The 24952-nt window shown below is 65.1% G+C and carries 27 protein-coding genes; 14 read left to right on the top strand and 13 right to left on the bottom strand.

What is annotated here, in order from left to right:
* The first annotated feature begins 3 nt into the window (after positions 1-3).
* From ACLMAL_RS10395 to ACLMAL_RS10380, 4 genes are all read left to right on the top strand, one after another.
* Complete coding sequence (locus ACLMAL_RS10395) at positions 4-1254, top strand: extracellular solute-binding protein (protein ID WP_411998845.1); 1251 nt, start codon at positions 4-6, stop codon at positions 1252-1254.
* Position 1255: 1 nt separating this feature from the next.
* Positions 1256-2164, top strand: a complete 909-nt coding sequence (locus ACLMAL_RS10390; RefSeq protein WP_411998844.1) for a carbohydrate ABC transporter permease — start codon at positions 1256-1258, stop codon at positions 2162-2164.
* Between the two features lie 32 nt (positions 2165-2196).
* Positions 2197-3096, top strand: coding sequence for a carbohydrate ABC transporter permease (locus ACLMAL_RS10385; protein ID WP_411998843.1), 900 nt, complete (start codon positions 2197-2199; stop codon positions 3094-3096).
* Between the two features lie 112 nt (positions 3097-3208).
* Positions 3209-3367: a hypothetical protein gene (locus tag ACLMAL_RS10380; protein ID WP_411998842.1), complete on the top strand. Its 159-nt coding sequence runs from the start codon at positions 3209-3211 to the stop codon at positions 3365-3367.
* 91 nt (positions 3368-3458) lie between these two features.
* Here ACLMAL_RS10380 and ACLMAL_RS10375 read toward each other — a convergent pair whose 3' ends face one another.
* From ACLMAL_RS10375 to ACLMAL_RS10355, 5 genes are all read right to left on the bottom strand, one after another.
* A complete protein-coding gene (locus ACLMAL_RS10375; protein WP_411998841.1) occupies positions 3459-3713 on the bottom strand; it encodes a Txe/YoeB family addiction module toxin in 255 nt (84 codons plus the stop codon).
* Positions 3714-3720: 7 nt separating this feature from the next.
* A complete protein-coding gene (locus tag ACLMAL_RS10370) occupies positions 3721-4203 on the bottom strand; it encodes a type II toxin-antitoxin system Phd/YefM family antitoxin (protein WP_411998840.1) in 483 nt (160 codons plus the stop codon).
* A gap of 39 nt (positions 4204-4242) precedes the next feature.
* Positions 4243-4380 (bottom strand): hypothetical protein, encoded by a 138-nt coding sequence (locus ACLMAL_RS10365; protein WP_411998839.1) that lies wholly within the window; start codon positions 4378-4380, stop codon positions 4243-4245.
* Between the two features lie 293 nt (positions 4381-4673).
* A complete protein-coding gene (locus tag ACLMAL_RS10360; RefSeq protein ID WP_411998838.1) occupies positions 4674-5621 on the bottom strand; it encodes a glycoside hydrolase family 5 protein in 948 nt (315 codons plus the stop codon).
* Positions 5608-6201, bottom strand: coding sequence for a PadR family transcriptional regulator (locus ACLMAL_RS10355; protein ID WP_411998837.1), 594 nt, complete (start codon positions 6199-6201; stop codon positions 5608-5610). The genes ACLMAL_RS10360 and ACLMAL_RS10355 overlap by 14 nt, the downstream gene beginning before the upstream one ends.
* Positions 6202-6672: 471 nt before the next feature.
* Here ACLMAL_RS10355 and ACLMAL_RS10350 point away from each other — a divergent pair, with 471 nt between their 5' ends.
* Both ACLMAL_RS10350 and ACLMAL_RS10345 read left to right on the top strand, forming a co-directional pair.
* On the top strand, positions 6673-7311 hold the full coding sequence (locus tag ACLMAL_RS10350; RefSeq protein WP_411998836.1) for a hypothetical protein: 639 nt from the start codon (positions 6673-6675) through the stop codon (positions 7309-7311).
* 861 nt (positions 7312-8172) lie between these two features.
* Positions 8173-8895, top strand: coding sequence for a TetR/AcrR family transcriptional regulator (locus ACLMAL_RS10345; RefSeq protein WP_411998835.1), 723 nt, complete (start codon positions 8173-8175; stop codon positions 8893-8895).
* Between the two features lie 17 nt (positions 8896-8912).
* On the opposite strand, the gene ACLMAL_RS10340 is transcribed toward ACLMAL_RS10345, so the two are convergent.
* On the bottom strand, positions 8913-10061 hold the full coding sequence (locus ACLMAL_RS10340; protein WP_411998834.1) for an FAD-dependent monooxygenase: 1149 nt from the start codon (positions 10059-10061) through the stop codon (positions 8913-8915).
* 88 nt (positions 10062-10149) lie between these two features.
* Here ACLMAL_RS10340 and ACLMAL_RS10335 point away from each other — a divergent pair, with 88 nt between their 5' ends.
* On the top strand, positions 10150-10734 hold the full coding sequence (locus ACLMAL_RS10335; protein WP_411998833.1) for a TetR/AcrR family transcriptional regulator: 585 nt from the start codon (positions 10150-10152) through the stop codon (positions 10732-10734).
* 133 nt (positions 10735-10867) lie between these two features.
* A complete protein-coding gene (locus ACLMAL_RS10330) occupies positions 10868-11659 on the top strand; it encodes a DeoR/GlpR family DNA-binding transcription regulator (RefSeq protein WP_328406727.1) in 792 nt (263 codons plus the stop codon).
* A 343-nt stretch (positions 11660-12002) separates the two neighbouring features.
* Here ACLMAL_RS10330 and ACLMAL_RS10325 read toward each other — a convergent pair whose 3' ends face one another.
* The 3 genes from ACLMAL_RS10325 to ACLMAL_RS10315 form a co-directional block, all read right to left on the bottom strand.
* Entirely contained in the window at positions 12003-13124 is a 1122-nt protein-coding gene (locus ACLMAL_RS10325; protein WP_411998832.1) for a hypothetical protein, read from the bottom strand.
* Between the two features lie 25 nt (positions 13125-13149).
* Positions 13150-13626 (bottom strand): hypothetical protein, encoded by a 477-nt coding sequence (locus tag ACLMAL_RS10320; protein ID WP_411998831.1) that lies wholly within the window; start codon positions 13624-13626, stop codon positions 13150-13152.
* Positions 13627-13843: 217 nt separating this feature from the next.
* A complete protein-coding gene (locus ACLMAL_RS10315; protein WP_411998830.1) occupies positions 13844-14161 on the bottom strand; it encodes a hypothetical protein in 318 nt (105 codons plus the stop codon).
* Between the two features lie 1346 nt (positions 14162-15507).
* Between ACLMAL_RS10315 and ACLMAL_RS10310 the strand changes: the two genes are divergently transcribed.
* A complete protein-coding gene (locus ACLMAL_RS10310; protein ID WP_411998829.1) occupies positions 15508-16635 on the top strand; it encodes a helix-turn-helix domain-containing protein in 1128 nt (375 codons plus the stop codon).
* A gap of 87 nt (positions 16636-16722) precedes the next feature.
* Positions 16723-17037 (top strand): hypothetical protein, encoded by a 315-nt coding sequence (locus ACLMAL_RS10305; RefSeq protein ID WP_411998828.1) that lies wholly within the window; start codon positions 16723-16725, stop codon positions 17035-17037.
* Here ACLMAL_RS10305 and ACLMAL_RS10300 read toward each other — a convergent pair.
* From ACLMAL_RS10300 to pnuC, 4 genes are all read right to left on the bottom strand, one after another.
* Positions 17010-17570, bottom strand: a complete 561-nt coding sequence (locus ACLMAL_RS10300) for an N-acetyltransferase family protein (protein ID WP_411998827.1) — start codon at positions 17568-17570, stop codon at positions 17010-17012. The two genes, ACLMAL_RS10305 and ACLMAL_RS10300, sit on opposite strands and share 28 nt — an antisense overlap.
* A gap of 289 nt (positions 17571-17859) precedes the next feature.
* Positions 17860-18825: a sigma-70 family RNA polymerase sigma factor gene (locus ACLMAL_RS10295; RefSeq protein ID WP_411998826.1), complete on the bottom strand. Its 966-nt coding sequence runs from the start codon at positions 18823-18825 to the stop codon at positions 17860-17862.
* Positions 18826-18875: 50 nt separating this feature from the next.
* Positions 18876-20354, bottom strand: coding sequence for an MFS transporter (locus tag ACLMAL_RS10290; protein WP_411998825.1), 1479 nt, complete (start codon positions 20352-20354; stop codon positions 18876-18878).
* Between the two features lie 111 nt (positions 20355-20465).
* The gene (pnuC, locus tag ACLMAL_RS10285; protein ID WP_411998995.1) at positions 20466-21164 is read right to left on the bottom strand and encodes a nicotinamide riboside transporter PnuC; all 699 of its coding nucleotides are present in this window, start codon (positions 21162-21164) and stop codon (positions 20466-20468) included.
* 163 nt (positions 21165-21327) lie between these two features.
* Between pnuC and ACLMAL_RS10280 the strand changes: the two genes are divergently transcribed.
* From ACLMAL_RS10280 to ACLMAL_RS10265, 4 genes are all read left to right on the top strand, one after another.
* A complete protein-coding gene (locus tag ACLMAL_RS10280; RefSeq protein WP_328406715.1) occupies positions 21328-22146 on the top strand; it encodes an ABC transporter ATP-binding protein in 819 nt (272 codons plus the stop codon).
* Positions 22143-22889 carry an ABC transporter permease gene (locus ACLMAL_RS10275; RefSeq protein ID WP_328406714.1) on the top strand — a complete coding sequence of 249 codons (747 nt, stop codon included), beginning with the start codon at positions 22143-22145 and terminating at the stop codon, positions 22887-22889. The genes ACLMAL_RS10280 and ACLMAL_RS10275 overlap by 4 nt, the downstream gene beginning before the upstream one ends.
* Before the next feature lie 155 nt (positions 22890-23044).
* Positions 23045-23782: an ABC transporter permease gene (locus ACLMAL_RS10270; RefSeq protein WP_328412458.1), complete on the top strand. Its 738-nt coding sequence runs from the start codon at positions 23045-23047 to the stop codon at positions 23780-23782.
* A 75-nt stretch (positions 23783-23857) separates the two neighbouring features.
* Complete coding sequence (locus ACLMAL_RS10265) at positions 23858-24952, top strand: ABC transporter substrate-binding protein (RefSeq protein ID WP_411998824.1); 1095 nt, start codon at positions 23858-23860, stop codon at positions 24950-24952.

The following is a 24952-nucleotide window of genomic DNA, read 5'->3' as shown; positions in this document are numbered from 1 at the left end:
CTCGTGAAAAGACCACTCCACGGCGTGCTCGCGGGGGTCGCGATGGCCACCGGTCTCGCCCTCGCCGTCTCGTCCTGTGGGTTCGGCTCGAAAGACTCGGCCGACTCCGACTCCACGATCAACTTCCTGGCTCCCGTCTACAGCGACGGCGCTACCGGCACGAAGGCGCTGTGGGACGGCATCATCGCCGACTTCGAAAAGGCCAACCCCGGCCTCACGGTGAACCTGCAGATGGAGTCGTGGAACTCGATCAACGACGTGGTGCGGACCAAGCTGCAATCCAAATCCACAACCCCGGACATCCTGAACATCGACGCCTATGCGAGCTTCGCCGGTGACGGCATGCTCTATGGGGCGTCGGAGATCGTCTCCCCGAATGTGCTGTCGGATATCCAGCCCGGCTTCGCCAAGAACGCGTCGCTCAACGGCCAGCAGTTCGCGCTGCCACTGTTCGCCTCGACCCGCACCCTTTTCTACAACACCGACCTGTTCGCCAAGGCAGGCGTCGCCGCGCCGCCGAAGACCTGGGCCGAACTCACCGAAGCGGCCAAGAAGATCCAGGCGCTCGGCGGCGGCGTCTCCGGCTACGGTCTGCCCCTCGGCAGTGAGGAGGCCCAGGGCGAGACCTCCATCTGGACCTTCGGTGCGGGCGGCAACTGGGCCGATGGCGACAAGGTCACCGTGGACACCCCGCGGAACCTCGAGGGTGTCCGTGCCATGCGCGAACTCATCGATGCCGGTGCGACCCAGCCCAATCCGGGCGCCACCGACCGCAAAGACGTGATCAACGCCTTCATTCAGGGCAAGATCGGCATGATCGAGGGTCTGCCGCCCACCATCGGCCAGATCGCGTCGAAGAACGCGGGCCTGCAGTACGCGACCGCGCCCTCGCCGACCAAATCCGGCGAACCGGTCACCCTCGGCGTCGCCGATCACCTGATGGCGTTCAAGAAGGACGGCAAGAAGACCGAGTCGATAAGGAAGTTCCTCGACTTCTTCTACGGTGCGGACACCTACGCGAACTTCGTGCAGCACGAGGGCTTCATCCCGATCACCAACAGCGCGGCCGCCAAGCTTGCGGGTGATCCGGTGACTAAGGCGTTCGGTGCGACGCTGCCGGTGGCCAAGTTCTACCCGAGCAACAACCCGAAATGGGCTGCGGCACAGGGCGCCATTCGTCAGCAGATGGGCACCATCGCGCAGGGCGCGGACCCGGCGCAGGTGCTGGCGCGCATTCAGGAAGCCGCGAAATAGCGTGGGGCGCACAGGAATCCGGGTGCCGTCCGGGCGGGCGAGCGTGCTGCGGGCGATTCCGTGGCTCGGGCCTTCGCTGGTGTTGATCGCGGCTATCGTCGCCTTCCCGGTCTGCTACATGGTCTGGACGAGCACCAGGGACCTGAGCGCCTATGGCCAGGATCGCGGCTCCGCCGGGCTGGCCAACTACCGCAATCTGTTCGACATCAGTGAACTGGGCTCGGTGCTGCTGCACACGGTGATCTGGGTGGTCTGCGTCGTGCTGATCACCCTGGTGCTCTCGGCGGCGCTGGCTCAGTTCCTGAACAAGGACTTTCCGGGGCGCACCGCGGTGCGGATGGCGATCCTGGTGCCGTGGGCGGCCTCGGTGGTGATGACGACGACGATCTTCTACTACATGCTCGACCCCGACGTCGGCATCGCCAACCGCTTCCTCGTCGACATCGGGCTGCTCGACCGGGGTTACGGCTTCACCAAACAACCGATCCCGGCCTTCCTGGTGGCGATGGGGGTCGCGGTATTCGTCTCGATTCCGTTCACCACCTACACGATTCTTGCCGGGCTGCAAGGGATTCCAGCGGAGATCGGCGAGGCGGGCCGGGTCGACGGCGCAAGTCCGTGGCAGCGCTACCGGTATCTCACACTGCCGCAACTGCGTCCGGCGATCGCGGTGGCCACCATCATCAACATCATCAATGTGTTCAATTCGCTGCCGATTCTGCAGGTGATCACCGGCAGCATCGCAGGCTTCTCCGCCGACACCACGACCACGTTGACGTTCAAGCTGATTCGGCAGAACCAGCAGATCGACACCGCCGCCGCGATGAGCGTGCTCAACTTCGCGCTGATCGTGGTGATCATCGCGATCTACGTGAAGGTCGTCAAACCGACGCAGCAGGTCGACGGATGAGCCCGCAGCAGCACCGAGGGCAGGGCGAGGCGATGACGACACCGGACGATATCCGTATCGATGGCATCCCGCCCACGGCAGCGCCTCGGGAAACAACGCCCGGGCGCGGCAAGCGGCGACGCTGGGAGCTCACCGCGGTCGGGGTGCTGGTGGCCGCGATCTTCCTGATCCCGTTCCTCGTCATGGTGCTCGGGTCGCTGAAGAGCAGAGCCGAAATCCTGCGCATCCCACCGACGTACCTGCCGGAGTCCTGGCATCCGGACAACTACAGCACGATGTGGGACACGCCGGAGACGCCGCTGCCGTTCAATATGGTCAGCACGATCGTCATCTCGGTCTGTGCCACTGTGTTGGTGCTGGTCGTGGCCGTTCCGGCCGCGTATTACACCGCCCGGCATCGCTTTCCCGGTCGTGCGGCATTTCTCGGGCTGGTGCTCATCACCCAGATGCTGCAGCCGACCGTGCTGGTGACCGGCCTGATCCGGCAGTTCTTCACCCTCGGCATCAACGACACCTGGCTGGCGATGATCCTGGTGAATGCCGCGTTCAACCTGTCGTTCGCGGTGTGGATTCTGCACAGCTTCTTCGCCGCGATTCCGGTGGAGATCGAGGAGGCCGCGCAGCTCGACGGCCTGAACCGGTGGCAGATCCTGACCAGAGTGAGCCTGCCCCTGGTGTGGCCGGGCATCGTCACCGCGACGATCTTCACCGTGGTCGCCTGCTGGAACGAGTTCGCGGCCAGTCTGGTTGTGCTCACCACCCCGGAGAATCAGCCGCTGTCGGTGGCGCTGACGAAGTTCGTGGGGCAGTACGACACCGCATGGCAGTACGTCTTCTCCATCTCGACCGTCGGCATCATTCCGGTGGTCATCTTGTTCGCGTTCATCGAGAAGCGGCTGGTGGCGGGCCTGACCGCGGGCAGCGTCAAGTAGCGGATCGCACCACGAATCGCCGCGGCCGGATGCACTCGGTCGCGGCGATTCGGCGTCGGTGGCGAGCTGTCCGGGTGCATACGGCTACTGGTACACCGCAGGGTTCTGGGCTGTGCAGCGTGGCATCGTGCTGGCCTTGCTCGGCCGCGGCCGCGACGCCGTCACCGAGGCGGAGCAGGGTGTGGCAGCGATGCCCGCTGAGCATCGGGGTGCGGGCCGGCTCGCCGACATGCTCACGAGGATCGACCCTGAGATGACCGCCTCGACGTGAGCGGTCATCCTGCATCTCGACGATGGCACCCGAGCAATGTGGCGCGCCCGGAGCCACGCCGCCCCGTGATGCAGTAGGCAGGCGGTACCGGTCAGTCGTCGTAGTGCCCACCTACCTGTACGACCACTACCTCTGTGTCGGTGACGTAGTAGATCAGTCGATGCTCTTGGGTGATCCGCCGCGACCAGTGCCCTGCCAGCTGATGGCGCAAAGGCTCGGGCTTACCTATCCCCGCGAAAGGGTCGAGCAGCGCGGCCTCGATCATCTTGTTCGCCGCCTTCAGCACCGCACGGTCCCGAGCCGGCCACGCCGAATAGCTGCGCCACCCCTGGTCGGTGAATGTCACTTTCCGATCAGGCACTTCGCTCCCCCGGCGGCCGCGCATGCATCGGCACCGAGGGCCATGCGACACCGACGGTGGGCCGCCCCGCCAAATCGTCGAGCTCCAACAACTCGTCGAGCAGCTTCTGGCGGATCTCGGCATCTCTACTGGCCCGCAGCCGCTCGACCAGTGCGCGCACCTTCGCTGCGCTCGGATACGGCACGCCCGTCATTTCGGCGGTGGCTACGTTCTCCGTTTCTTCATCGGGATCGATGAGGGCGTGAGTTTGGGTGCGGCCGTCGCGGGCGTCTTGCGCGGACTTCAGCAGTTCCACGCCTCCGTGGGTCTGGAGCACGTACAGCGTCTCCATCAGCGAGTTCCAATCGGACTCGGCGACCAGCACGGCGTTCTCGCCGGACTTGGTGACCACTGTCAACGGATCATGATCGTCGTTGACCTGCTGGACCAGTCCGAATAGGTTTTGGCGAACCTTCGAAATCGGTAGCGCGGACATCTCCACCTCCTGAAAAAAAGTCGTACAACATATCGTACGTCACACTCGTACGGGAAGTTGTACGACTTTGTGATCGTGCTTGCTGGCCAGGCCGTCGAACCCGCCGCCGGAGTAGCAGGCGATGCCGTAGTCGGCGCCGATCCTGGCCGGCTGGGCGCCATCCCCGCCGTCTCGCACCACAACTCCAGCCGGATCGGCCGCCCGTCCTGCCGATCCACCCGGTAGTCCTCAGCAGCCGCGGCGACCCCTGTCCAGAAGTCCGCCGGCCCGGCGTAAGCGAGCGGCACATCCACCGCGATCTGGGTGTCGTCACGGATCGTGCTCCAGCCGATCCGTCCCGAGCGCCGCGCCATCCCGACGTACTCGCACAACCGCTTGTAGTCGCGCTCGGTCTTGTGTCCAACACGCCATCGGTAAGCAGCACATAGAAACGCTGACGCAAGCTGAAGGACTGCATCGGCGAGACCTTGTCAGTCCATCAGCGCGCGTAGCAGTGGCTGATTCCAGGTCTGGGATTCAAGGTCGTAGAGGGCGAAGGTGGGCGCGAAAGACCAGCAGCCCCAGGAGAACCCGTGCTCCTCGGCCTGCCTCCTGTTGAACTCGGTCCAGCAGTCGCGGCTGGCCGGGTCGGCTTTGGCGGTGGTGCCGAACTCGCCGACGAATACAGGGCGGTGGTTGGCTTCGGCCCAGGCGGCCAGGCTCGCGTAGCCCGCGGCCAATTCGCCGCGCTGCTGGTCGGTTCCGGTCCAGGTGGTGCCGAGCCACGAGCGCGGATCGCCGAACGGGGTGTCGGTGCCCAGCCATTGCTCGCCCTGCATGGTGAAGGTGATCGGCCAGTACTGATGGATGGTGACGATCAGGTTGGGGTCGTCGGGCAGCGAGAGTTGCGGCAGCATGCGAATGTTGTTGTAGGCGGCGGGGCCGAAGATGACGGCGCGCTCGGTGTCGGCCTTTCGGATCACGGTCAGTAGCTCGCGCAGGGTGTCGTTCCACAGCGGGTCGAGGGCGTCGCGCGGTTCGGTGAACGGCTCCAGCACGACCGACCGCGGGCGGTCGGCGAACGCGGTCGCGACCTGGTCGGTGATCGACAGCAGGCGCGGCAGGTGCTGCGGTGGGTTCGCGGTCAGGTCCGGGTCGAGGAAATTGGTGAGCACCACCGCGAGGTCGCGCTCGGCCGCCAGGTCCAGGTAGGTGTGAACGCGGTCCACAGCCTGTGGTGCGATACGGAAGTCGGGTGCGTCGCCGCAGTGCGCCGCCCAGTACACACCCAACCGGACCGCGGAGAACCCCGCCCGCGCGAAGAGGTCGAATTCGTGTGCGGTCAGTTCGACGGTGTAGCCGGACTCCAAGGGGGACGTGAGGTTCGGGCACACATTGATCGTGCGGGCCAGCTGTCGGTTGACGTCATGAATGGCCATCGGAGTACTCCTCATCGGCGAGAGGCCAGGTCAATGCGCCCTGACGGACGTCGGCTGCGAAGGCGAGCAGCCAATCGCGCTCCGCGCGGCGTAGTACTTGGGCGTAGACGTGATCGGTGAGGAACACCGGCTCGACGTTCGGTGCGGCGGCGAGCCCGGCCTCTACCTCCTCGAGGGTGACGTGGATGCGCTCGGCGCGGTGTGAGACCAGTTCTGCCACTTCATTTCCGGGCAGCGCGAACATGAACGACAGCGCGGTGGCGAAGGCGGCCGCGTCGTGCGCGGGATCGCTGAGCAACTCCCGTAACCAGGTCTTCAGCGAGGTGATCCCAGCCGGGGTGATGCGGTAGACCGTCCGCTCCGGACGGTTTCCGGCGCGCGCCGGGTCGTCCTGCTCGACCAGTCCGGCCGCCGTCAGCCGGGGCAGCAGGTCGTAGAGCGTCGCGTGCTTGAGCTTGAGGGCGCGGTCGAGCCCGCGCTCGCGCAACAGGGTTCGCATCTCATACGGGTGTCGCGCGCTTTCCGCCAGGAGCCCCAGCACAGCCAGGGCGGGAGGACTGAACAGTGGCCTGGGTGGCATGCTCCTCCTTTGGTCGAACTCGATTGATCGAATTCGACTATATAGGACGACAGGCTACCACGGCTAGTGCTTCGGTCCTGAAGATCCGGGGGTCGCGGAACATCTCCGCCGAATCCGGCGCTAGCGAGTTACCGCACATAGCTGCACAGTATGTAAATTCCAGGCCGAACTGGGCCAAAGTACCTCTCGCGCCGGGTGACTCGCGAAACTATGTGCGGTAACTTGGCTCGCGTGTTGCTGACAGGCCACCGCCGCGCCCTAGCGCCGGATTCAGCGGATTTACTCCCCGCGCCCCGAATCGAGCTGCAGGTGTCGAGAATCGTTTCCCGACAACCGTGATCCGACGCGGAGATGCTCCCGAACCCCGCGACTACACCATCGCCAGCCCGGAGCCGCCTCATCACCAATGAGAAGCGCCACCGAAGCGAGCACAACTAACGTGGCTTGTCGCTGACTACGAGAGGATCCACCATGGGCGTTCATCCCGATGTAGCCGTATTGCTCGATCTTGTACCAGCAGATTTTGCGGGCGGCGAGCGGATCGACTGGACGGCAGCCGAAGCTTTGCTCGGCACCAGGCTTCCGAGCGACTACAAGGCACTGCTGGACACCTACGGCGTAGGCGACATCGGAGAGCTCGTCATTCTGCCTCCATTGCCGAGTGACGTGCGTGGGTGGGAGGGGACTCACATCGGCAGCCATACGACCGGTTTGCGCAGGCTCTGGGACAGCGATGAAGGTGTCTCTGGCGTGACGCTGGGTGCTGATGCCGTGCTGCCCTGGGGCTCAGGAATGAATGCCAACGAGATGGCTTGGCTCATGAACGACCCCGAACCGGACAAGTGGCCAGTCGTAGCCCGGCGGCGGCACTTCTCGTGGGACGAGTCGCCGTGGGCCCTGTTCGAGTGCGGCATGGTCCAGTTCATCACCCGAATGATGCTGGGACGGTTCGATGCCTGCCCACTGGGCGATGCGTCGCTCTGGAACCGGACAGACACCTTCGTCAGCTGGCGCGAGCAACGTCGACGGCTTCTGGCCGGCCTGGACCCGCAGACCGGCGAACCCGATCCCTACGCCGACATGTATCCCATCACCGAGGACTGGCCCTGAGTGGGAGGGGTCGCCCCTGATCGTCGGCCTCATCGACCACGCACCACGCGCCCTCGACGAACCCCCTATCGCCGATCCAGACCTGGCGGCACTCGACGTGTTGGCGAGCATCGCCAACGCAGTCGATTCCATGATCGACCGCCACATCGTCTCGGCACGGCGACGCGAGCGGCTTCGACGAGACTGGACGATCGAGCCTGGGCGGCCGGTGCCGTGGGATCAAATCGGTCAACCGCTCGGCCTCACCGGTCAAGCCGTCAGCAAGAGGGCTCGCACCCGCGGCCTTCCGATAACCCCGCTGACGCCCGAACACCTCACGGGACTGCTCGATGAGGACCGTCGACTGGGCGACCAACTACGTGGGCACCGCAGGCCACTGAACATGACTTCGAAAATCACTGAAGGCGACTCCGGAAACTGACACGAATCGGCAGGACGGGGTCGCCGATGAGGTGTCGATAAAACGTGTCGAAAAGAGCTGGTGTTCAAAAAGCCCGCGCCGGAGGAGGCCATGAGAAGTACTGCCGCGAGGGCGCGCCGAGTGTCACCTACGTCCGGGAATTCGTGGCCGAACATATCTCGGGGGTCGTCTCGCACCTGCTCGGGTGCGTTCTACTGGCTGCGGGAACGGCTCGACGGCGTGGGCGCTCCAGCCAGGTGCACGATCACGAGCCCCGTCAGCGCCGTGACCGAGCCGCAGTTCGCGCAGGGGCTCTCAGATCTGTTGCGGCCCATGGCCCAAGCCCTTGTCGGGCAGGCCATCGGGCAGCAGCGGTAGCCGGTCTGCACCCCTCGGCGTCGACCCGGTCATCCGGATCTCCGCGCCGCGGTTCGGTCGCGCCCGCCCGGTAGCATCGAAGCGTGGCACGGCAGGATGACGAGCAAAGAGACGGTCGCAGTTACGGCGGCTTGTCCAAGGAGCAGCGGGTAGCGCAGCGGCGGCAGCGGCTCGTCGATGCCGCGCTGGAGTTGTACGGCACCCAGGGTTATGCCGCCACCTCGATCGAGCGGTTGTGCACCACTGCCAACGTTTCCACCCGCAGCTTCTACGAAGATATGGGTAGCCGCGAAGCTTTGTTGATCGCGCTGGTCAATCGCATTACCTCGCATGCGGTCGAGCGAGTATTGGAAGTATTGGAAAAGACGCAGCGCGAGCCGCTCTCGAAAAGGATTGTCGACGGTATCCGTGCCTACCTGGAAGTGACCTGCCACGATCAGCGCTCTGCGCGGGTCTGTTACGTCGAGGTGGTCGGAGTCAGTCCAGCCGTGGAGGATTGGCGCAGGCGGCAGCGACGCCTGCTTTCTGCGCTGCTGATCAGCGAAGCGGAACGCGCGGTCGAACGAGGCGAAACCAAGTCGCGGCGTTTCGATCTGTTCGCGCTCGCGGTGATCGGCGCGGTGAACTCGCTTGCGCAGGAATCGGTGCAACACACACTGCCCGGGGAAGTCTCACTAGATGAGATATGCGATGAGATAGCGTATTTCGTCAATTCCGGACTTGCATCTACGGCATTCAGAGAAACTCGAACGCCCGCATCGTTCCTGACGATCCCGTTGGCGGGAGCCTCCGAGAGGCACGGCTGATGGCCGCGCCGGTCCCGTCACGCCGCCGGTCGCAGTAGACCGCGGACCGCGGTGACCGCGGGCACCACCCGAGTGGCCGCATTGCGGATCGCGATCCCGGCTCTGGTCGCGGGGATCAGTAGGGCCGCGGCGGCAGTGACGCCATTGAGCTTGGGCTCCACCAACATTCGGTGCTGCCGCTCGTAGTTCCGGAATGCCGCTTCGTGATTATCAGGATCGGCCGTGAGTGCTTCCGCCAAGGTGTAGGCACCGGCGATGGCGAGCGTGGTGCCGTCGCCGAACAGCGATACACAGGAGGCGGCGTCGCCGAGCAGCGCGATACGGCCGTCGGACCATTGCGGCAGCTCGCCCTTGCTGACGGAGTCGAAGAACAGGTCGTCGGTGTCGCGGACCCGGTCCAGCAGTTCGGGCACTCGCCAGCCCTGATCGGTGAACGCTTCGATGAGCGTCAGCTTGTGCTGCTCGGTGTCGCGGTGGTCGTAGCCGGGAATGCCCTGGTGGCGGAACATGAATGCGGCAACCGCCCGGCCGCGCGTCGGATGCACCGCCAGCGCCCGCCCCGGGGTGTTGTAGATGAGGACTTCCTTGTCGCTGCCGAAGGGTTCGGCGATCCGCAGTGTCGCGACGTAGATCCCCTGGTGCGTGAGGAATGCGGTCTCCTCACCGAAGGCCAAGCGCCGCACCGCGGAATGCAGTCCGTCTGCGCCGATGACGAGGTCGAATCGGCGCGGCGGCGCGGCGGCGAAGGTGACGTCCACTCCGGCGGGGTCTTGGGCGAGATCGGTAATCGTGTCGTTCCACAGGAACTCGTACTGCTCGCGGCCTGCGTCGAGCAGGATATTCGCGAGATCGGCCCTGGGCACCTCGACTTCGCGCGCACCGGCCGAGCCCTGGAAGGCCTTCAGGTCGACGTACGCAACCTGCCTGCCGCGGCCGTCGACAAAGCTCATCCGGGAGACATCGGACCCGGCCGCGCGCAGTTGCGGCATGACACCCATCTGCTCGACCACGTCGACCGCGGGCCCTTTGACATCGACGGGATTGCCGCTGGAGCGCGCTCCCGCGGCCCGTTCGACCACCGTGACCTCGAAGCCCCGGCGGGCCAGCCAGAACGCGAGCGTCGAGCCGCCGATCCCTGCGCCCGAGATCAGAACCGTCTTGTTCATGGCAACGCCTTCCGCATAAGTGGACGAATTTCGTCCGTTTAGAAGAGGGTACGGTAAGCGGAAGGATTTCGTCCACTTAATGTGGGAGGTGAGTGCCACGACCCCGGCGAAGAGGGCAGATGCCAGGAACAATCGCGAACAGATCATCGCGGCGACCCTGGTGACATTCCGTGAACAAGGCATCGACGTATCCATGAAAGAGATCGCCGACCGCGCGGGCGTCGGCGTCGGCACGCTGTATCGACACTTCCCCGACCGCGACGCGCTGATTGCCGCGACTGCCCACTCCTACCTCGCCGACCTGGCGCAGACCGCCGCCACTTCCTGGCAGGAGGAGGTCGACGCGTGGCCCGCACTGCGCCGATTCCTGCACGAATGCGCCGAACGAAAGGTGGGCGGACTTGCCGCGGCCATCGAGCCGGCGCTGCACGCGCAGATCCAGGCCGACCCGAGGCTGCGCGAAGTGCGTGGCAAGGTCGTCGACCTCGTCGAGCGAATGACCGAGCAGGCCAAGGCATCCGGAGCCGTGCGCGCGGATATTCGGACTGAGGACGTGGCCGCACTGATGACGTTGCAGATCTACACCCGATCGAACGAGTCGTATGCCGAGGCCGTCCATCGGGTGGTGGAGATCGTGCTGGACGGGCTGCGGGCCACGCCGGGAAAGGGATGAGAGTGGCCGAGCGGTTGTCACCAGGCTTGGCAATAGCCGTCCGGAATCTCTACGGTCGGCAGCGTGCCTGTGGTCATATTGTTCGCGTGCCTGGAAAAACAGCAGGTCGTCCGCTCGACTGGGATCGGGTGAGATGACCGGACCGACTGATCGGCCGCAGCGGTGGAATCGGCTGCTCGAGCTGCTCGCCGACTCGGGGCGGCTTTCGGTGGAGGAAGCCGCCGAACGTCTCGGCGTATCACCGGCGACGGTGCGCCGCGACTTCACCGCGCTCGCCGAACAGCAGCTGGCCACCAGGACGCATGGTGGGGTCGTCGCGACCACCGTTGCCTACGATCTGCCCGCCCGCTATCGGCAGACCGGCGGCGAGGCCAAGCAGCGGATCGCCGAACATGCTGCGACACTTGTCAATCCGAGCGCGGTGGTCGGGATGAACGGCGGCACCACCACCACGGCGGTGGCGCGGGCGTTGGCGGGGCGCGCCGATCTGGCGAATGCCGGCGGCGATCAGCTCACGATCGTCACCAACGCATTGAACATCGCCGGCGAGATGGTGCTGCGTCCGCATCTGCGCACCATCTGCCTCGGTGGGGTGGCGCGCCGGGAGTCCTATGAGCTGCACGGGCCGCTGGCCGAGCGCGCCCTGGCCGAGCTGCGCTTGGATGCGCTGATCCTCGGGGTGAATGCGATCTCCGCCGAGGGTGGCGCGCAGTGCCGGCATATCGACGAGGCCGGGGTGACGACCGAGATGGTGCGCCGTTCCGGCTACGTCATGGTGGTTGCCACCGCCGACAAGCTGGAACGATCCGCGCTGGCCCGGATCTGTGGCATCGAGCAGATCGACGTGCTCGTCACGGATTCCGATGCCGATCCCGCGGCCATCGCGACGATCCGCGCCGCAGGCGTGCGGGTGGACGTCGTGTAGCGCGGTTCTGGACGGCTTTCGATTTCTTCGGCACAGCCTCGGCGGCCACACGGTCCCCGGGCTGTTGGTACATGTTCGCAGGCCACGCCGGTGAACTCGGCTACCACTTCGACCGCTCGGCCAATGTCGCCGCCGTTCTCGGTGAGCTCTTCGTCGACGCCGCCGCGCACCATCCCGATCACTGGCAACCGCACCCCCTGTCGGAATCCGCACTCCTCCTGGCATCTGCGGCGGAGGTAATCCCGAGAAAGCGTGCGGCTTTCGACGCTGCGGGGACCACTGCGGCAGGTGGTCAGCGATGCTTTAGGGGGCTTCGCCGTCTCAGGGGGCAACACCAACCCTTCTAGCCAGGTTCGCGTCCAAGGGTGCGCCGACGTTCTCGCTCCTTGACACGTTCGCGTTCCCTGGCTTCGTTGTGATGACGATTGCCGTCGGCTACTGCCCGATCCAGCGATTCCGGCTGACGCTGTTCCCCCGGCTGATTCCACTGGAGTTGCACAACGCGTACCGAATCCAAGATGCCCGCTCGCTCGGCACGTTCGCGTTGCGCCGCAAAGCCTTCTCGGTGTAGACGGACCCGCTCCGCTGCTTCGGCTGCCTCCCGTGCCCGGTCGGGTTGCTCCCGAGCCTTCTCGGCCGCCTCACGTTCAGCCCGTGCCTTGTCGTGTACACCTTCCCCGCCGTCGGTGGATTCCCGCCCGAAGAGCTGGCTGGGTACCGGGAATTCACGCGCCGCCCGTTCAGCAGCCTCGCGTTCAACCCGTGCACGTTCGGTTTCCGGCACGTCCCGCGCCTTGGCATGCGTGGCCTGCTCTCGCACTTGTCGGTCGCGCTCAGCCCGCTCAGTGGCATCCGCCCTACCGCGTGCGGCAGCTTCACGGAACTGCTGCATGCGCTGGAATTTCTCGGCTCTCTCGCGGGCCTTCTCGTCACGCACCCGAACAATTTCACGTATCTTCTCTAGCCGTTGACGAGCACGCTCGGCCCGTTGCAACTCATATGGTCGGACTAATTCGAGTTGCCTACCCGCCAGGGATTGGTCGAGCTGTATTGCCCGCAATGCATCGGCGCGGGAAACGATCTCGTGCTGAAACCGGCCTGGGAAGTCTCGACCCATCTGCTGCATATAACTGAGGACAGCGCGCGGCATCTTCTCGCCAGCAACGGTCTCCCACTGACTACGCGTCAACTGGCCGGAAACAAGTAATTCCCGTTCAGTCTTTAGTTGCCTCAGCGTTTCCCGTTCGTTGACCCGGCCCGATTTGCGCTCTGTACCTCGAGTGCCCTTCCCCTCAGTCCGTGCCGAATCCGGCACACGAATGTTTTTGCCAATCTTGAGTGTGAATTGGCGAACCCACCCTCGGTCACGGGTTTCGCCCCGCTCATGTGCCCGGCCAAGCTCGAAGTATAGGCCCTTTTCATAGTTGGACAGTCTTCGACGGAAATCGTCGTATTCGTCGGGCACAACGCCCCCCGTTTTTGCCTCTTAGTCAGGCAGGCTTTCCTGCCATGCGGATGCTGTATTCGACTCCCTTGGGGCCGAAGTGCTCCTCGAACAATTCACTCGCCAGCGGCATCAGCTCGCAGCCAAGGCCGCTGTCAGCGAAGTGTGCTGCGGGGCCGAAATCGGTATACAACGGTGCGCCTGACCCAGGACTGTTCGTCCATGTCATACCGGCACGTCGCCGTATGCAGCATTCCCCAAGAAACCGAATCAAGCCATCAGCGAGTTCACGATTTTCGGGTGCGAGAAATCCAGCCCAGTCACTGAACAACTGCGCCGACGTCTCCATGATTTGAGTCGACAGCGGCGGCTTCCACCACTGCGAATCATCGCTCAAATCTGGAGCGACCCTAGCGAGGAAAGCTTGCACTTCCGATTCCATGCGTTCTGGAGCAACCCAATCCAAAAACGCTTCGGTTCTTTCGTCGAATTCGATATCGAAACCGATCTGATCGTCGTCCACTGGCTTCCCCTCGTCCTGGCTATCCGATGTCATGGCGCATCGAATCTAGTCGGCTCGTCGGTGTCGCAGCGGTGAGACGCCACCCCTTTCAGGCGTGCCGCAGCCGCGTTGTACGCATACGCGAGTGGACCGGTCGGGGGAAGGCCCCCGTCATGAAACGCATCCGAGGCGCGCCGGAACTCTCTGAGGGCAGCTTTGTATTCGCCATCTGGTGTGCTCATGACATGCCTCCTCGTCGGTCAGGGGATGTGCAGGGGATGCGGTGGGTCGGGGTGATGAGGTCGCACGCTATGGCGATGGCGCGGGCGTTGTGCTTGATGTGGTCGACGCTCGGCGCGATGATCGTCGACGCACCGTTGCGGCACGCTGTCGCGACGATAAGTGTCGTCGGCATGAATGTGTCGTGAGCGATGGTGACCAGCCCGGCCAGGGTGTAGCCGCGCTGGTTGGCCAAATCGGTGATGACCCGTCCGTCTCGCAACAGGTGCGGGCCGCTGACATCGAGAACTAACAGCCCGATCGCTTTAGCAGTCATGGGGTTCGCTGTTCGACAGGTCGACGGTCACGCCTGGTTCGGTGGATGCCTGTGCAGGTCGGCGGTGGGCACTATCCGGCCATGCGATCCCTAACACCTCACGGTCATCTTTCACCCGGACATCTGTCCATCGGCACCGTTGCAGCGGATCGCCACCGGTGTGCATCTCGATGCGGCCATCGAGCAGCGACACCCATTTTCGGCACGAGTGCTGGGGGCATATCACCTTGATCAGTGCGCCGTCTGCGCTGAAACCATTTCCGCCGCAATGGGACAGGCTGACCCACGGGCCGCAACCGCATTCAGGCATACGACACCGCCCGCACCCGGCCCGGTCCCACGCACGCACGAACCGATTCGATGACGAGAAGGCCGGAGGGGCGGAAGGTGTCATGTGGTGGTTCGATCCATTGCCTGATGGCTCCGGATTGCGTAGTCGGTGACGGTAGCGCCACTGTTCCGCCGTCGCGGATGACAGATACGTTGTGGCGGAACAGATCAGCGAAGAGCGGCACATCGTCGGGTATGTCGGGTCGGATCAAGAAGGTCCATCTGTTCGACCGTGGGTGCGACAGGATCGGGCCGATAGCGGCTCCGCGTCGACCCATGTCGTGTTTGACCGATTGGCCCAGTGGTGCGGGCATCGTGAGCCCTCCGACGTGTGTGGCTTTCATGATGATGCGACCCAAGCTCGGTGGGTCGACGGTCGCGGGCAGGTCACACACCCGCCGATAGAAGATGCAACGGGACATCGGGGTATCCCCAAAAGGTATGTGCTCCGTTGAGTTCAATCCCTTGGGTCGCGGTCGGTGCTGAGGTCGGTGGCTGAGACCGGGACATCGGCATGTTGAGGCAGTGTGCCGGGCTCCCATTCGCGTGAGCCGTCCGCAACGGGTTCGATGAGTTCGACAGACAAGGTTCATTGCACCGCCCCGGTCGGCGTCGCTGGCACCGATGGCGGAGGACCTGACACCCCGCCACCGGGCCGTACAGGGGGCACCCATGCCTGGAGGGCCTCGAGGTATTGCCCGATCACATAAGTCGGCACATCGCAACGGACCGGCCCATGCGGCCCGACAAACCCGGCGCGTTTCGGCAGTTCTTGGCTCGGCATCGGCCGACCTCCCGTGTTTCGACGGCTATGGGCGCGCCCGGCCTCAAACGTCGGCGTGCCCGATGTTGGGCACGGGAATTGGCCGACACCGAGGCTGCGGGCGCAGTGCACGGCGTCGGGATCCTCGAGCGAAACGCCGCTGACGTGCACTGAGTAGTAGTCTCGTGCCAGAAGGCTTGACACAGAACAAGTTCAGCGTCCACAAACGTCCACAGATCGGTACCGCAGATCCATGGATAACCCCGGCTCTCTGCTTCGGCTGGCCCGCGAATCGCAAGGGGTCAGCCTGTCGGCTGTCGCGGCCAGGACTCACTTCTCCAAATCGATGCTTGGGATGCTGGAGAATGATCAGCGGGACGTGAAGCCGGAGCACATCGTTGCTTACTCGCGGGCGTTGAACATCCCCATATCAGCCTTGATGGCACCGCCGGATGACCCGATCCGTCTGGCTCATGAGTGGCTGGTGTCCGATTCCGCCCCGGTCACTCACTCAGCGGCAGGGCACCGGGTTGGGCGTTCGCTCGCGGACGACGTTGAGCAGCGCGTCATCGACCTTCGCCATCTCGACGACACGGTCGGCGGCAGGGACCTGTTTCCGCTCGTCATCAAGGAACTCGAAGACCTCCGAACGGTCATCAACGAATGCAGCTATACCGACGACATCGGCCGTCGCCTCCTGATAGCGGCTGGTGAGCTGTCACAGCTCGTCGGCTGGGTCGCCAGCGATGCCGGGTACTACGGGCGCGCTCAACACACCTACTTGGACGGAGCGAAAGCGGCCAGTCAGGCAGGGGATCGCGTACTCACCGGACAACTGCTCTCGAGTTTGAGCTATCAGATCGCGAACGTCGGACAGCCGGATGACGCAGTCCTTCTTGCCCGGACCGCGGTCAGAGGAGCGCACGGGGCGACGCCGGTGGTGGCCGCGCTGCTGACCGAGCGAATGGCGTGGGCCGCGGCGCGCGCCCGTGACCGTGACGGGGCGATGCGTGCCCTCGACATCGTGGACGACACCTACGAGGGTCGGATAGCTGGCGTTGAGGAACCTGAATGGGTGTACTGGGTGGACCGGGCCGAAATCAATGTGATGGCGGGGCGGTGCTTCGTTGAACTTGGCGATCCGTCGCGCGCCCGGCCACTGCTGCAGCAGGCGATCGACAGCTATCCGAAGGATAGAGCGCGGGAGGTCGCGCTCTATCAGACTTGGTTGGCGGAGTCGTATGCGCGGAACCGGGATTTCGACGCGGCGCAGGAGACGATCAGGGCGGCTCGGACGGCTGCCGATGGTATTCATTCGGCGCGGTTGGAGCGGCGGGTTGTTGAGATTGAGCTGATGCTCAGCGGGCGCGGTGGCTGGTAAACCAAACCTGTCGGTCTGCGTAGCTGGTCTGCGCACGTGGCAATCGAAGAAGGTCCCCTAGTCCACCTCGTCGGAGGTGGCGTCGACGTGTTCCTCGAGGTCGGCGTCGACGGCGACCCGAACCGTGCGATGGTTCAGGCTGTCGGCGAGACGCGGCCGGCCTGTGGGCGTCGCACGGCTTGTGCCAGCCGACGACCGCCAGCCGTCGAGGGACGCGAGATCGATGAGGCGGCGCAGGTGATCGGGGAAGCGGCCGTGCTGGCAGCGTCGTGCCGCTCGGACCGGCTGTCGGGGATCATCGCGGGCGCGCGGGCGGATCTGACGCCGTGGGCGGACGCGTTGTGTGTCCGCCATTTGGATGACCTGATGAACGACTACGGCCTGTCCAATTCCCAGATGTAGATATCGAATTCGGGAGACAGCATTCCGGGTGTGTCCTGGCGTCCGATCAGGTGCCATCCGCCGATCGCTCGGTAGAAGGCGTGGCTGGCATCGGCCTGCGGTTGTACCGCCAGCGTCGCGCGTTCCTCGGTACGGCTGCCGAGCAGGGTGTCGAGCAGGCGGCGTCCGATACCGTGCCCTCGCGCTGCGGCGTCGGCGGCGAGGTCTATGACGGCGAAGGTGCGGGCGGGCCACTCGGTCGTCACCTCGGCGGGTACTGGCTGCTGGAATCCCTTCCACCATCCGGTGGTGGTCGATAGCGTTGTCCCGTAGACGAATCCGATCAGGGCGTCCGCGGCGTCGGTGGCTACCGCGATCCCGAAGTTCGGTGACCCGATCATGCCGGTCAGTAGTTCCCGGTGGTGCTGCGACTCGGTGTCCGGCCATACGAACGGCGGTTGCGAGAACGCGGCGTCGTAGAGCTGGCAGATCGCGTCGAAGTGTCGTCGTGCGTCGGCGGCGGTCCCGAGTCGCACTGATACTTCGTCATCCATAGATCCGACCATAGTGGCGATTTGTGGGCATCGGCTGCGGGTGGGGAATTCGCTTGTCCCGCACCCTGTCTACTCGTCGGGCTTCGCCCGCGATCGACCGAGGACACGCTCCAGATCGCCGGAGAACGCACGGACAGTCCGGCCCACCTCCGGCTCCTCTGACCAGACACTGAACGCCGCGTAATCCCGCCCTGCTTCCGGGCTTCGTGTGTTCGGGTCTGCGGCGCGAACAACGCACGGGCGGGGCGCGCTGCGTCGGTGTCGCCGCTGCGATTGGTGACGTCAGCGGTCAGTAGACCGCGGGAAGCCCGAAGCGGGGGAAGAGGGTTGGGTCCACGAAGACGGTGATTCGATGGATCACCGAGTCCTTCAGCGTGAAGGTGTGGATGGAATGCGGACGGTAGCAACCGGTTTCGTCGCGGAGGTAGTAGGCGATGGCGGGTTGGGTGTTGGCTGCGGTCGGGATGGCGCGCCATTGGGTCGGGTCCGTTGCGCACCTGGCGGCGTAGAACTCGACGACATGGGTGCGGCCGGCGAACCAGACCAGGGCGGGTGGCATTTCGAGCGTCACGTCGTCGCGCAATAGCTTGGCGAATTCGTCCATGTCGGCATTGCCGAAGGTGGACATGTAGCGATCGACCATCGCGCGTTCGTTCGGACTCAGGGATTCCGACATTCGATCGAGCATCGGGGCATCCTTGTCGAGTTGGGCGTGTGCGCGTTGCAGCGCGCTGTTGACTGCGGCGGGGGAGGTTTCGAGGAGGTCGGCCACCTCGGCCGCCGACCAGGCGAGCACGTCACGAAGGATCAGTACGGCACGCTGCCGGGCAGGCAGATACTGCAGAGCCGCGATGAACGCGAGCCGGATGCCGCTGCGTGCGGCCACCACGGTCGCCGGGTCGTCGGCCGACGTGCCGAGCAGCGCATCGGGAATCGGCTCCAGCCAAGAGATCTCGGAGTGCTTCTCGGGGCGGCTCGGCATCTGCGCACTCGGTCCGACGAGCCCGGTGGGCAGTGCCCGCCTGCCGCGCTGCTCGAGCGCGGTCAGGCAGGCATTTGTCGCGATCCGGTACAGCCAGGTGCGCATCGAGGCGCGCTGTTCGTCGAAGCGGTCCGCGGCCCGCCAGGCGCGCAACATGGTTTCCTGCACCAGATCCTCGGCGTCGTGGATCGAGCCGAGCATGCGATAGCAGTGCGCCAGCAGCTCCGGGCGGTAGGGCATCGTCCGCGCCGCGAAATCCGCACCGATCGTCATAGGTGCACAACCTACCGAGCCGGAGCTCGGTTCCCGTCGGTCGATGTGGGTCATGCGGTGGTCCCCGTGCTATCAGCGGGGACCGGCGAGTTCGCGGACACCGGGCCACCCGCGGCGGCCGGCGCGCCTACCGAATTCGATGATTCGGCCAGACCCGCTGCCACCGGCGCACCGCCGGGAATCAGCAGGCCGATCACCGCACCTGCGAGCGAGAGGAGCGCCGCCGTTCCGATCGCCGCGGCGAATCCATCGCTGAATGCCTGCACCGATCCGAACCCGCCGGCTGCCGCAAAGACCGCTGCGGGCACGGCAATGCCGAAAGCGCCGCCGAGTTGGCGCAGGGTGTTGAAGGTGCCCGACGCAGCCCCGACCGCAGACATCGGCACGGCACGCAGCACCGCACTCTGCGCCGCAGGTATCGCCATGGACACGCCGATACCCATGATCACGAACGGCGCGATCATGGCCGGATAGCGCAGATCGGGGTCGGCGATGAGCGCGATCCAGCCGAAACCGACACCCTGCATGAGCAATCCGGTGACGATGAGGGGGCGTTCGCCGAACCTGTTGATCTGCTTGCCCGCCACCGGCGCGACGAGGAACAGCGTCACCGTCCACGGCGCCAACCGGACGCCGGCACCGAGCGGACCCTGTTGCTGAACCACCTGCAGGAACTGGGCGAAGAAGAACGCGCCACTGAAGACCGTGGCAAACAATAAGAATCCCACCGTATTTCCTGCGGAGAAGGCTCGGGACGAGAAGAACTGCATCGGCATCAGCGGTGTGCCGGTGCGCAACTCCCAGCGGACGAACCCGAACAGCCCCACCGCGCCGACGACGAACGCGCCGACTACTTCGGCACTGGCCCAACCGGACTCATTGCCCCGAACCAGGCCCCACACCAACCCGAGCGCGCCGACGCTCACCAGTACAATTCCGAGGTAGTCCACTGTGCGTGCGGCGCCGAAACTTTCGGTAAGCCGCATGCGCACCAGCGGGACGAGCACCGCAACGATCGGGATGTTCAGCCAGAAGATCCATTGCCAGGCCAAGCCCTGCACCACCGCTCCGCCGACCAGTGGGCCGCCGAGGGTGGCCAATCCGGTTACGGCGGCAAACAATCCGAGCGCCCGCGTCCGCTGCTCCGGCTGGAACGTGGCCGACAGCAACGCCATGGCCACCGGCAGCACGGCTGCGGCGCCCGCGCCCTGCGCGGCTCGCGCGGCGATCAGCCAGCCCAGGCTCGGTGCCAGCGCGCAGCCGGCAGAGGCCACGCTGAATACGATCAGGCCGGCCGCGAGTACCCGCCTGCGGCCCAAGCGGTCGCCGAGCGCCGCGCCTGCCATCAGCAGCACCGCGAAACTCAGGGTGTAGGCATTCATCGTCCATTCCAGCTCGGCGATCGACGCGTGTAAATCGAGCTGGATCGCGTGCAGCGCCGTGGTGACGATCAGGGAATCGAGCGTGATCATCAATGCGGAAAGCGAGGTCAGCGCCAGTACCCAGCGCTGACCGACGGTCATGTCCATCGCGAATTTCCTCCTCCGAAGGGGTTTCGCGAGTACTTACCTGCGCCGGCGTGCAGACTCATCGGAGTTGGAGAAGAAAATTTGTCGGCGGGTTCGGCGAAGCTCCTGCGGCTACTGAAGACGCGTGAGCGGCACCGCGTCATGCTGCTGCGTCGGCTCGACGACAGGACGCAACGTTCGCGCCCAGACGACGAAGCCCCAGGCAACGAAGCCCGCATAGACCAGGTACAACGTGGCCGACGGGTAGTAGCCGGCCTTCAGCAGCAGCGGCACCCCGACCAGGTCGACGGCGATCCAGATGAGCCAGAATTCGGCGAGGCCACGGGCCATGCCGTAGGTGGCGAGCACCGAGCCGGTGAAGATCCACGCTTCGGCCCACGGCCCGTAGGAGCCGATCAGGGCGAAGAGCTGCGCGAAGACGGCGGTGCCGATCAGCATGGCCGCGATGAGCAGCCAGCGCTCCCGCGTGCTCGCCCAACGCGGATCGACGCCGCGATGCTCCAGCCCGGTTTCGATGCGGGCATGGCGATACCAGCTCCACCAGCCGTAGACGCTGACCGCGACGAACATCAGCTGGCGGCCGGCCTGGCCCGCCATATTCAAGTGCTGGGGTGTGTTGAAAATGCCGCCGACGAAAACCGTGAACAACAGCGTGTTGCCCGCGATCCCGATGGGCCAGGCCCAGACCCGCCGCCGCATGCCACCGATCGCCGAGGCCAAACCGAAGCCGTTGCCGATCACCTCGCGCCACAGGATCTCCGAGCCTGCGATATGCAGCTTGGCGTCGAGCAGCGCATAAATCGGGTTCACGACCGGTGTAACCGTCGCCGGGCGGTTTCTCATCCGCACGGCGGTATTCCGTTCAGCCGGATTCGAACGAACAACGGCCCGAACGCGCCGCGCGTAACGATTGCGCAATCTGGGGTGGCGATTCGCAATATCCGTGCAACGACCTGCTCCTAGGGTTTGTTATATGAGCACGGCGAGCGATACCGGCGAGCAGGAGCCCAGCGGCGGGACGGGCATCCACATCAGCGGGTTGACGAAGACCTTCCGCGTCGGTAGGCGCACGGTGCACGCATTGGATTCGGTGGACCTGCATACCGAGCAGGGTGCGTTTCTTTCGCTGCTCGGGCCGTCAGGGTGCGGCAAGTCGACGGTGTTGCGCATCCTGGCCGGATTGGAGACGCCGACGGCGGGCAAGGCGCTCATCGATGGTGAGACGCCCGCCGAGTTGCGCGGTCACCACGAGCTCGGCATCGCCTTCCAGGATTCGGCGCTGCTGCCGTGGCGCTCGGTGGAGTCCAATATCAAGCTGCCCCTGCAGGTCGCGGGTCTCAAACCCGATCCGGATCAGATCGCCGACCTGGTCCGGCTGGTCGGGCTGGACGGTTTCGAGAAGGCCAAGCCCGCGCAGCTGTCCGGCGGTATGCGGCAACGAGTCTCGATTGCGAGGGCACTGGTGGTGAAGCCGACGGTGCTGCTGCTGGACGAGCCGTTCGGCGCGCTGGACGACATGACCAGGCAGCGCCTCAATCTGGAGTTGCTGCGGATCTGGACCGAGAAGCCCGCGACGACGCTGATGGTCACGCACGGCATCGCGGAGGCGGTATTCCTCTCCGATGTGGTCGCGGTGATGAGTCCGCGACCGGGTCGTGTGCTCGAGCTGGTGGAAATCGATCTGCCGCGCCCGCGCACCCCCGAGATGATGCGGACCCCCGAGTTCCACAAATTGCACGACTATCTCTCGGAGCTGTTGTTCGGGAAGTCGGGTAAAGGCGGCGTCGCATGAAACGCGCGGGCGGTCTGCTCGGCATCGTCGGGCTGATCGCGATCTGGTGGCTGCTCGCGGCGCTCGATGTGGCGGGCGGCACCATTCCGAGCCCGTGGCACGTGCTGGACACCATGTACAACGACGGCTGGGCGCTCTACGGCCCCAACTTCCGGATCACGGCATGGGGTGCGCTGAAAGGCTTCGTGTGGGGTAATGCGCTCGCCATCGGGCTGGCCATCCTGATCATGCTGATTCCGCCGATCGAACCGCTGGCCACCCAGTTGGCCATCCTCAGCTACTGCACGCCGCTGCTCGCGCTCGGACCGATCATCCTGGTGGTCTTCGGTGGTCGCACCCCGACGGTGTTCCTCGCCGCGATGTATTGCTTCTTCACCACCATGGTCGGAACGGTGACGGGTCTGCGCTCGGCCGACCAGACCAGCCTCGACCTGGTGCGTGCCTACGGCGGCGGGCGCTGGCAACAGTTGTATCGGGTGCAGGCGATCGCCGCGCTGCCGAATACGTTCGCGGCGTTGAAGATCGCCGCGCCCTCCGCGGTGCTCGGCGCGATCATCGGTGAATACCTCGGTGGCGTGGACAGCGGCATCGGAGTCGCGCTGACCGCCGCCCAAACCGCCTACAACGTGCCGCGCACCTGGGGTATGGCACTCGCGGCCGCGGCATTGGCCGGACTCGGCTACGCGATCGTCGCGTTGGCCGCCCGGCTGGTCGCGCCGTGGACGACACAGGAGGCCCGGTGAGCGACCGAGCCGACGACCGGAACCCGAGCGTGACCCCCGCCCCGGCGGTCATCGCCGACACCCGCGCGGCGCGGCCGGGCGCTGCCGCGGGAACCATCGACGTGCTGCGGCGGATCGGGCGCTTCCTGTTCCCGCTGTTCACCTCGCTGCTGTTGATGCTCGCCATCTGGTATGTCTTCCTGAAGGCCTTCCCGCAGGTCGGGCCGCGGGTCGGCAAGACGCCGAGCGATATCTGGAAATACCTCGTCACCTCGGATAACGCGGGAACGGCGCGGCAGGCGATCTTCGACGATCTGCAGATCACGCTGCGTGATGCGGCCATCGGGTTCGGGCTCGGGATGGGGGCGGCGCTGGTGGTCGCCGCGCTGTTCGTGTCGTTCGCGGCGGTCGAGCAGACCTTCCTGCCGGTCGCGATGCTGCTGCGGTCGGTGCCGCTGGTGGCGCTCACCCCGATCATCGTGCTGGTGTTCGGGCGTGGGCTCGCCGGTGTCACGGTGATGGCCGCGATCGTGGTGTTCTTTCCGGCGCTGGTGATGATCATGGCGGGATTGCGCAACGCGCCACAGCATGCGATGGACCTGGTGACCGCTTACGGCGGCTCGCGCTGGACCGGGTTGCGGATGGTCGCGGTCCCGGCCGCGCTGCCCTCGGTGTTCGCCGCGGCCCGAATCTCGGTGCCCGGCGCACTGATCGGCGCGCTACTGGGTGAATGGCTCGGCAGCGGCACCGGTCTCGGCGCGAGCCTGATCCGCGCCATCCCGACATTCCAGTACAACAAGCTGTGGGCGTCGATCGTCATCGTCACCATCGTGTCGGTGATCCTGTACGCGATCGTCGGCGTGATCGAAAATCTCGTGCTCGCCCGATTCGGGCCGGAAGCCGGTCGCCGTTGATCGCAAATTCGGGCAAATCAACGCTCGGAACCTCAAAGTAAAGAAATCGAAACGGAATCGACCTAGATTCGGCGCATGACACCCGCGCAACGCTCCTCGTTCGGGCCGCAGCACCTGGACCGCCGTTCGTTCCTCCGCTACTCCGCACTGGCGGGAGCCGTGCTGGGCGGCACCGGGCTGCTGGCCGCCTGTGGCTCCGATTCCACCAGCTCATCGGGCGGCTCGATCGACGACGGTTCCAAATACGGCACCGTCGCGGTCCAGCTCTCCTGGTTGAAGAACATCGAATTCGCCGGTGAATACTTCGCCGATTCGAAGGGCTATTACAAGGACGCCGGTTTCGGGTCGGTCAACTTGATCGCGGGCGGCGCTGCGAGCACCTCAGTGGAGGCCGGGCTCGACACCGGAAAAGTGTGGCTCGGCCTTTCGGCGCCGCAGACCACCGCACCCGCGGTCCTGGAGGGCCTGCCCGCGAAAATCGTCGCGACCACCTATCAGAAGAACCCCTTCGCGATCGTCAGCTCCGCGGCGAAGCCGATCAAGACGCCGCAGGACATGAAGGGTCGCAGGATCGGTGTGCAGGACACCAACCAGCTCATCTTCGGTGCGCTGCTGACCGCCAACGGTATGAAGCCGAGCGATGTCACTATCGTGCCCGCGCAATTCGATCCGACCCCGCTGGCCAACGGCGAGGTCGACGGCTGGGTCAGCTATGTGACCAACGAGCCGATCACCTTGGCCGCCAAGGGATTCGAGAACAACCACTTCTTGTTCGCCGATTACAACCTGCCGCTGGTCGCCGAGACGTTGACGGTCAAGCAGTCCACCATCGACAAGGAGCGCGACAAGCTCAAGGCTTTCCTGATCGCCGAGATCAAGGGCTGGAAGGACGCCATCGGGAACCCGGAGGAATCGGCCAGACTGGCCGTCGAGGTGTATGGCAAGGATCAGAAGCTCGATCTTGCCGAGCAGACCAAGGAGGCGATCGCGCAGAACGGTCTGGTGGTTTCGCAGGACACGACGGCCAACGGGCTGCTGAGCATGACCGATCACCTGATCGAGCAGAACATTGCCGCGCTGCGCACCGCCAAGATCGACATCAAGGCCGACCAGCTGTTCGATCTGTCCGTGCTGCGCGAGGTGTACGCCGAGAATCCCGGCCTGAAGTAG

The organism is Nocardia sp. CWNU-33 (genome assembly GCF_046764895.1).
Classification (GTDB): domain Bacteria; phylum Actinomycetota; class Actinomycetes; order Mycobacteriales; family Mycobacteriaceae; genus Nocardia.
The sequence above is the reverse complement of the archived record's forward strand: the minus strand, read 5'-3'. Positions and strand labels throughout refer to the sequence as shown.

Coding starts and splice junctions, on each gene's coding strand:
- ACLMAL_RS10385 (WP_411998843.1), top strand. CDS start 2,197: ATGACGACACCGGACGATATCCGTATCGATGGCATCCCGCCCACGGCA.
- ACLMAL_RS10370 (WP_411998840.1), bottom strand. CDS start 4,203: ATGTCCGCGCTACCGATTTCGAAGGTTCGCCAAAACCTATTCGGACTG.
- ACLMAL_RS10360 (WP_411998838.1), bottom strand. CDS start 5,621: ATGGCCATTCATGACGTCAACCGACAGCTGGCCCGCACGATCAATGTG.
- ACLMAL_RS10355 (WP_411998837.1), bottom strand. CDS start 6,201: ATGCCACCCAGGCCACTGTTCAGTCCTCCCGCCCTGGCTGTGCTGGGG.
- ACLMAL_RS10350 (WP_411998836.1), top strand. CDS start 6,673: ATGGGCGTTCATCCCGATGTAGCCGTATTGCTCGATCTTGTACCAGCA.
- ACLMAL_RS10340 (WP_411998834.1), bottom strand. CDS start 10,061: ATGAACAAGACGGTTCTGATCTCGGGCGCAGGGATCGGCGGCTCGACG.
- ACLMAL_RS10330 (WP_328406727.1), top strand. CDS start 10,868: ATGACCGGACCGACTGATCGGCCGCAGCGGTGGAATCGGCTGCTCGAG.
- ACLMAL_RS10315 (WP_411998830.1), bottom strand. CDS start 14,161: ATGACTGCTAAAGCGATCGGGCTGTTAGTTCTCGATGTCAGCGGCCCG.
- ACLMAL_RS10310 (WP_411998829.1), top strand. CDS start 15,508: ATGGATAACCCCGGCTCTCTGCTTCGGCTGGCCCGCGAATCGCAAGGG.
- ACLMAL_RS10300 (WP_411998827.1), bottom strand. CDS start 17,570: ATGGATGACGAAGTATCAGTGCGACTCGGGACCGCCGCCGACGCACGA.
- ACLMAL_RS10295 (WP_411998826.1), bottom strand. CDS start 18,825: ATGACGATCGGTGCGGATTTCGCGGCGCGGACGATGCCCTACCGCCCG.
- ACLMAL_RS10290 (WP_411998825.1), bottom strand. CDS start 20,354: ATGGACATGACCGTCGGTCAGCGCTGGGTACTGGCGCTGACCTCGCTT.
- ACLMAL_RS10280 (WP_328406715.1), top strand. CDS start 21,328: ATGAGCACGGCGAGCGATACCGGCGAGCAGGAGCCCAGCGGCGGGACG.
- ACLMAL_RS10275 (WP_328406714.1), top strand. CDS start 22,143: ATGAAACGCGCGGGCGGTCTGCTCGGCATCGTCGGGCTGATCGCGATC.
- ACLMAL_RS10270 (WP_328412458.1), top strand. CDS start 23,045: ATGCTCGCCATCTGGTATGTCTTCCTGAAGGCCTTCCCGCAGGTCGGG.
- ACLMAL_RS10265 (WP_411998824.1), top strand. CDS start 23,858: ATGACACCCGCGCAACGCTCCTCGTTCGGGCCGCAGCACCTGGACCGC.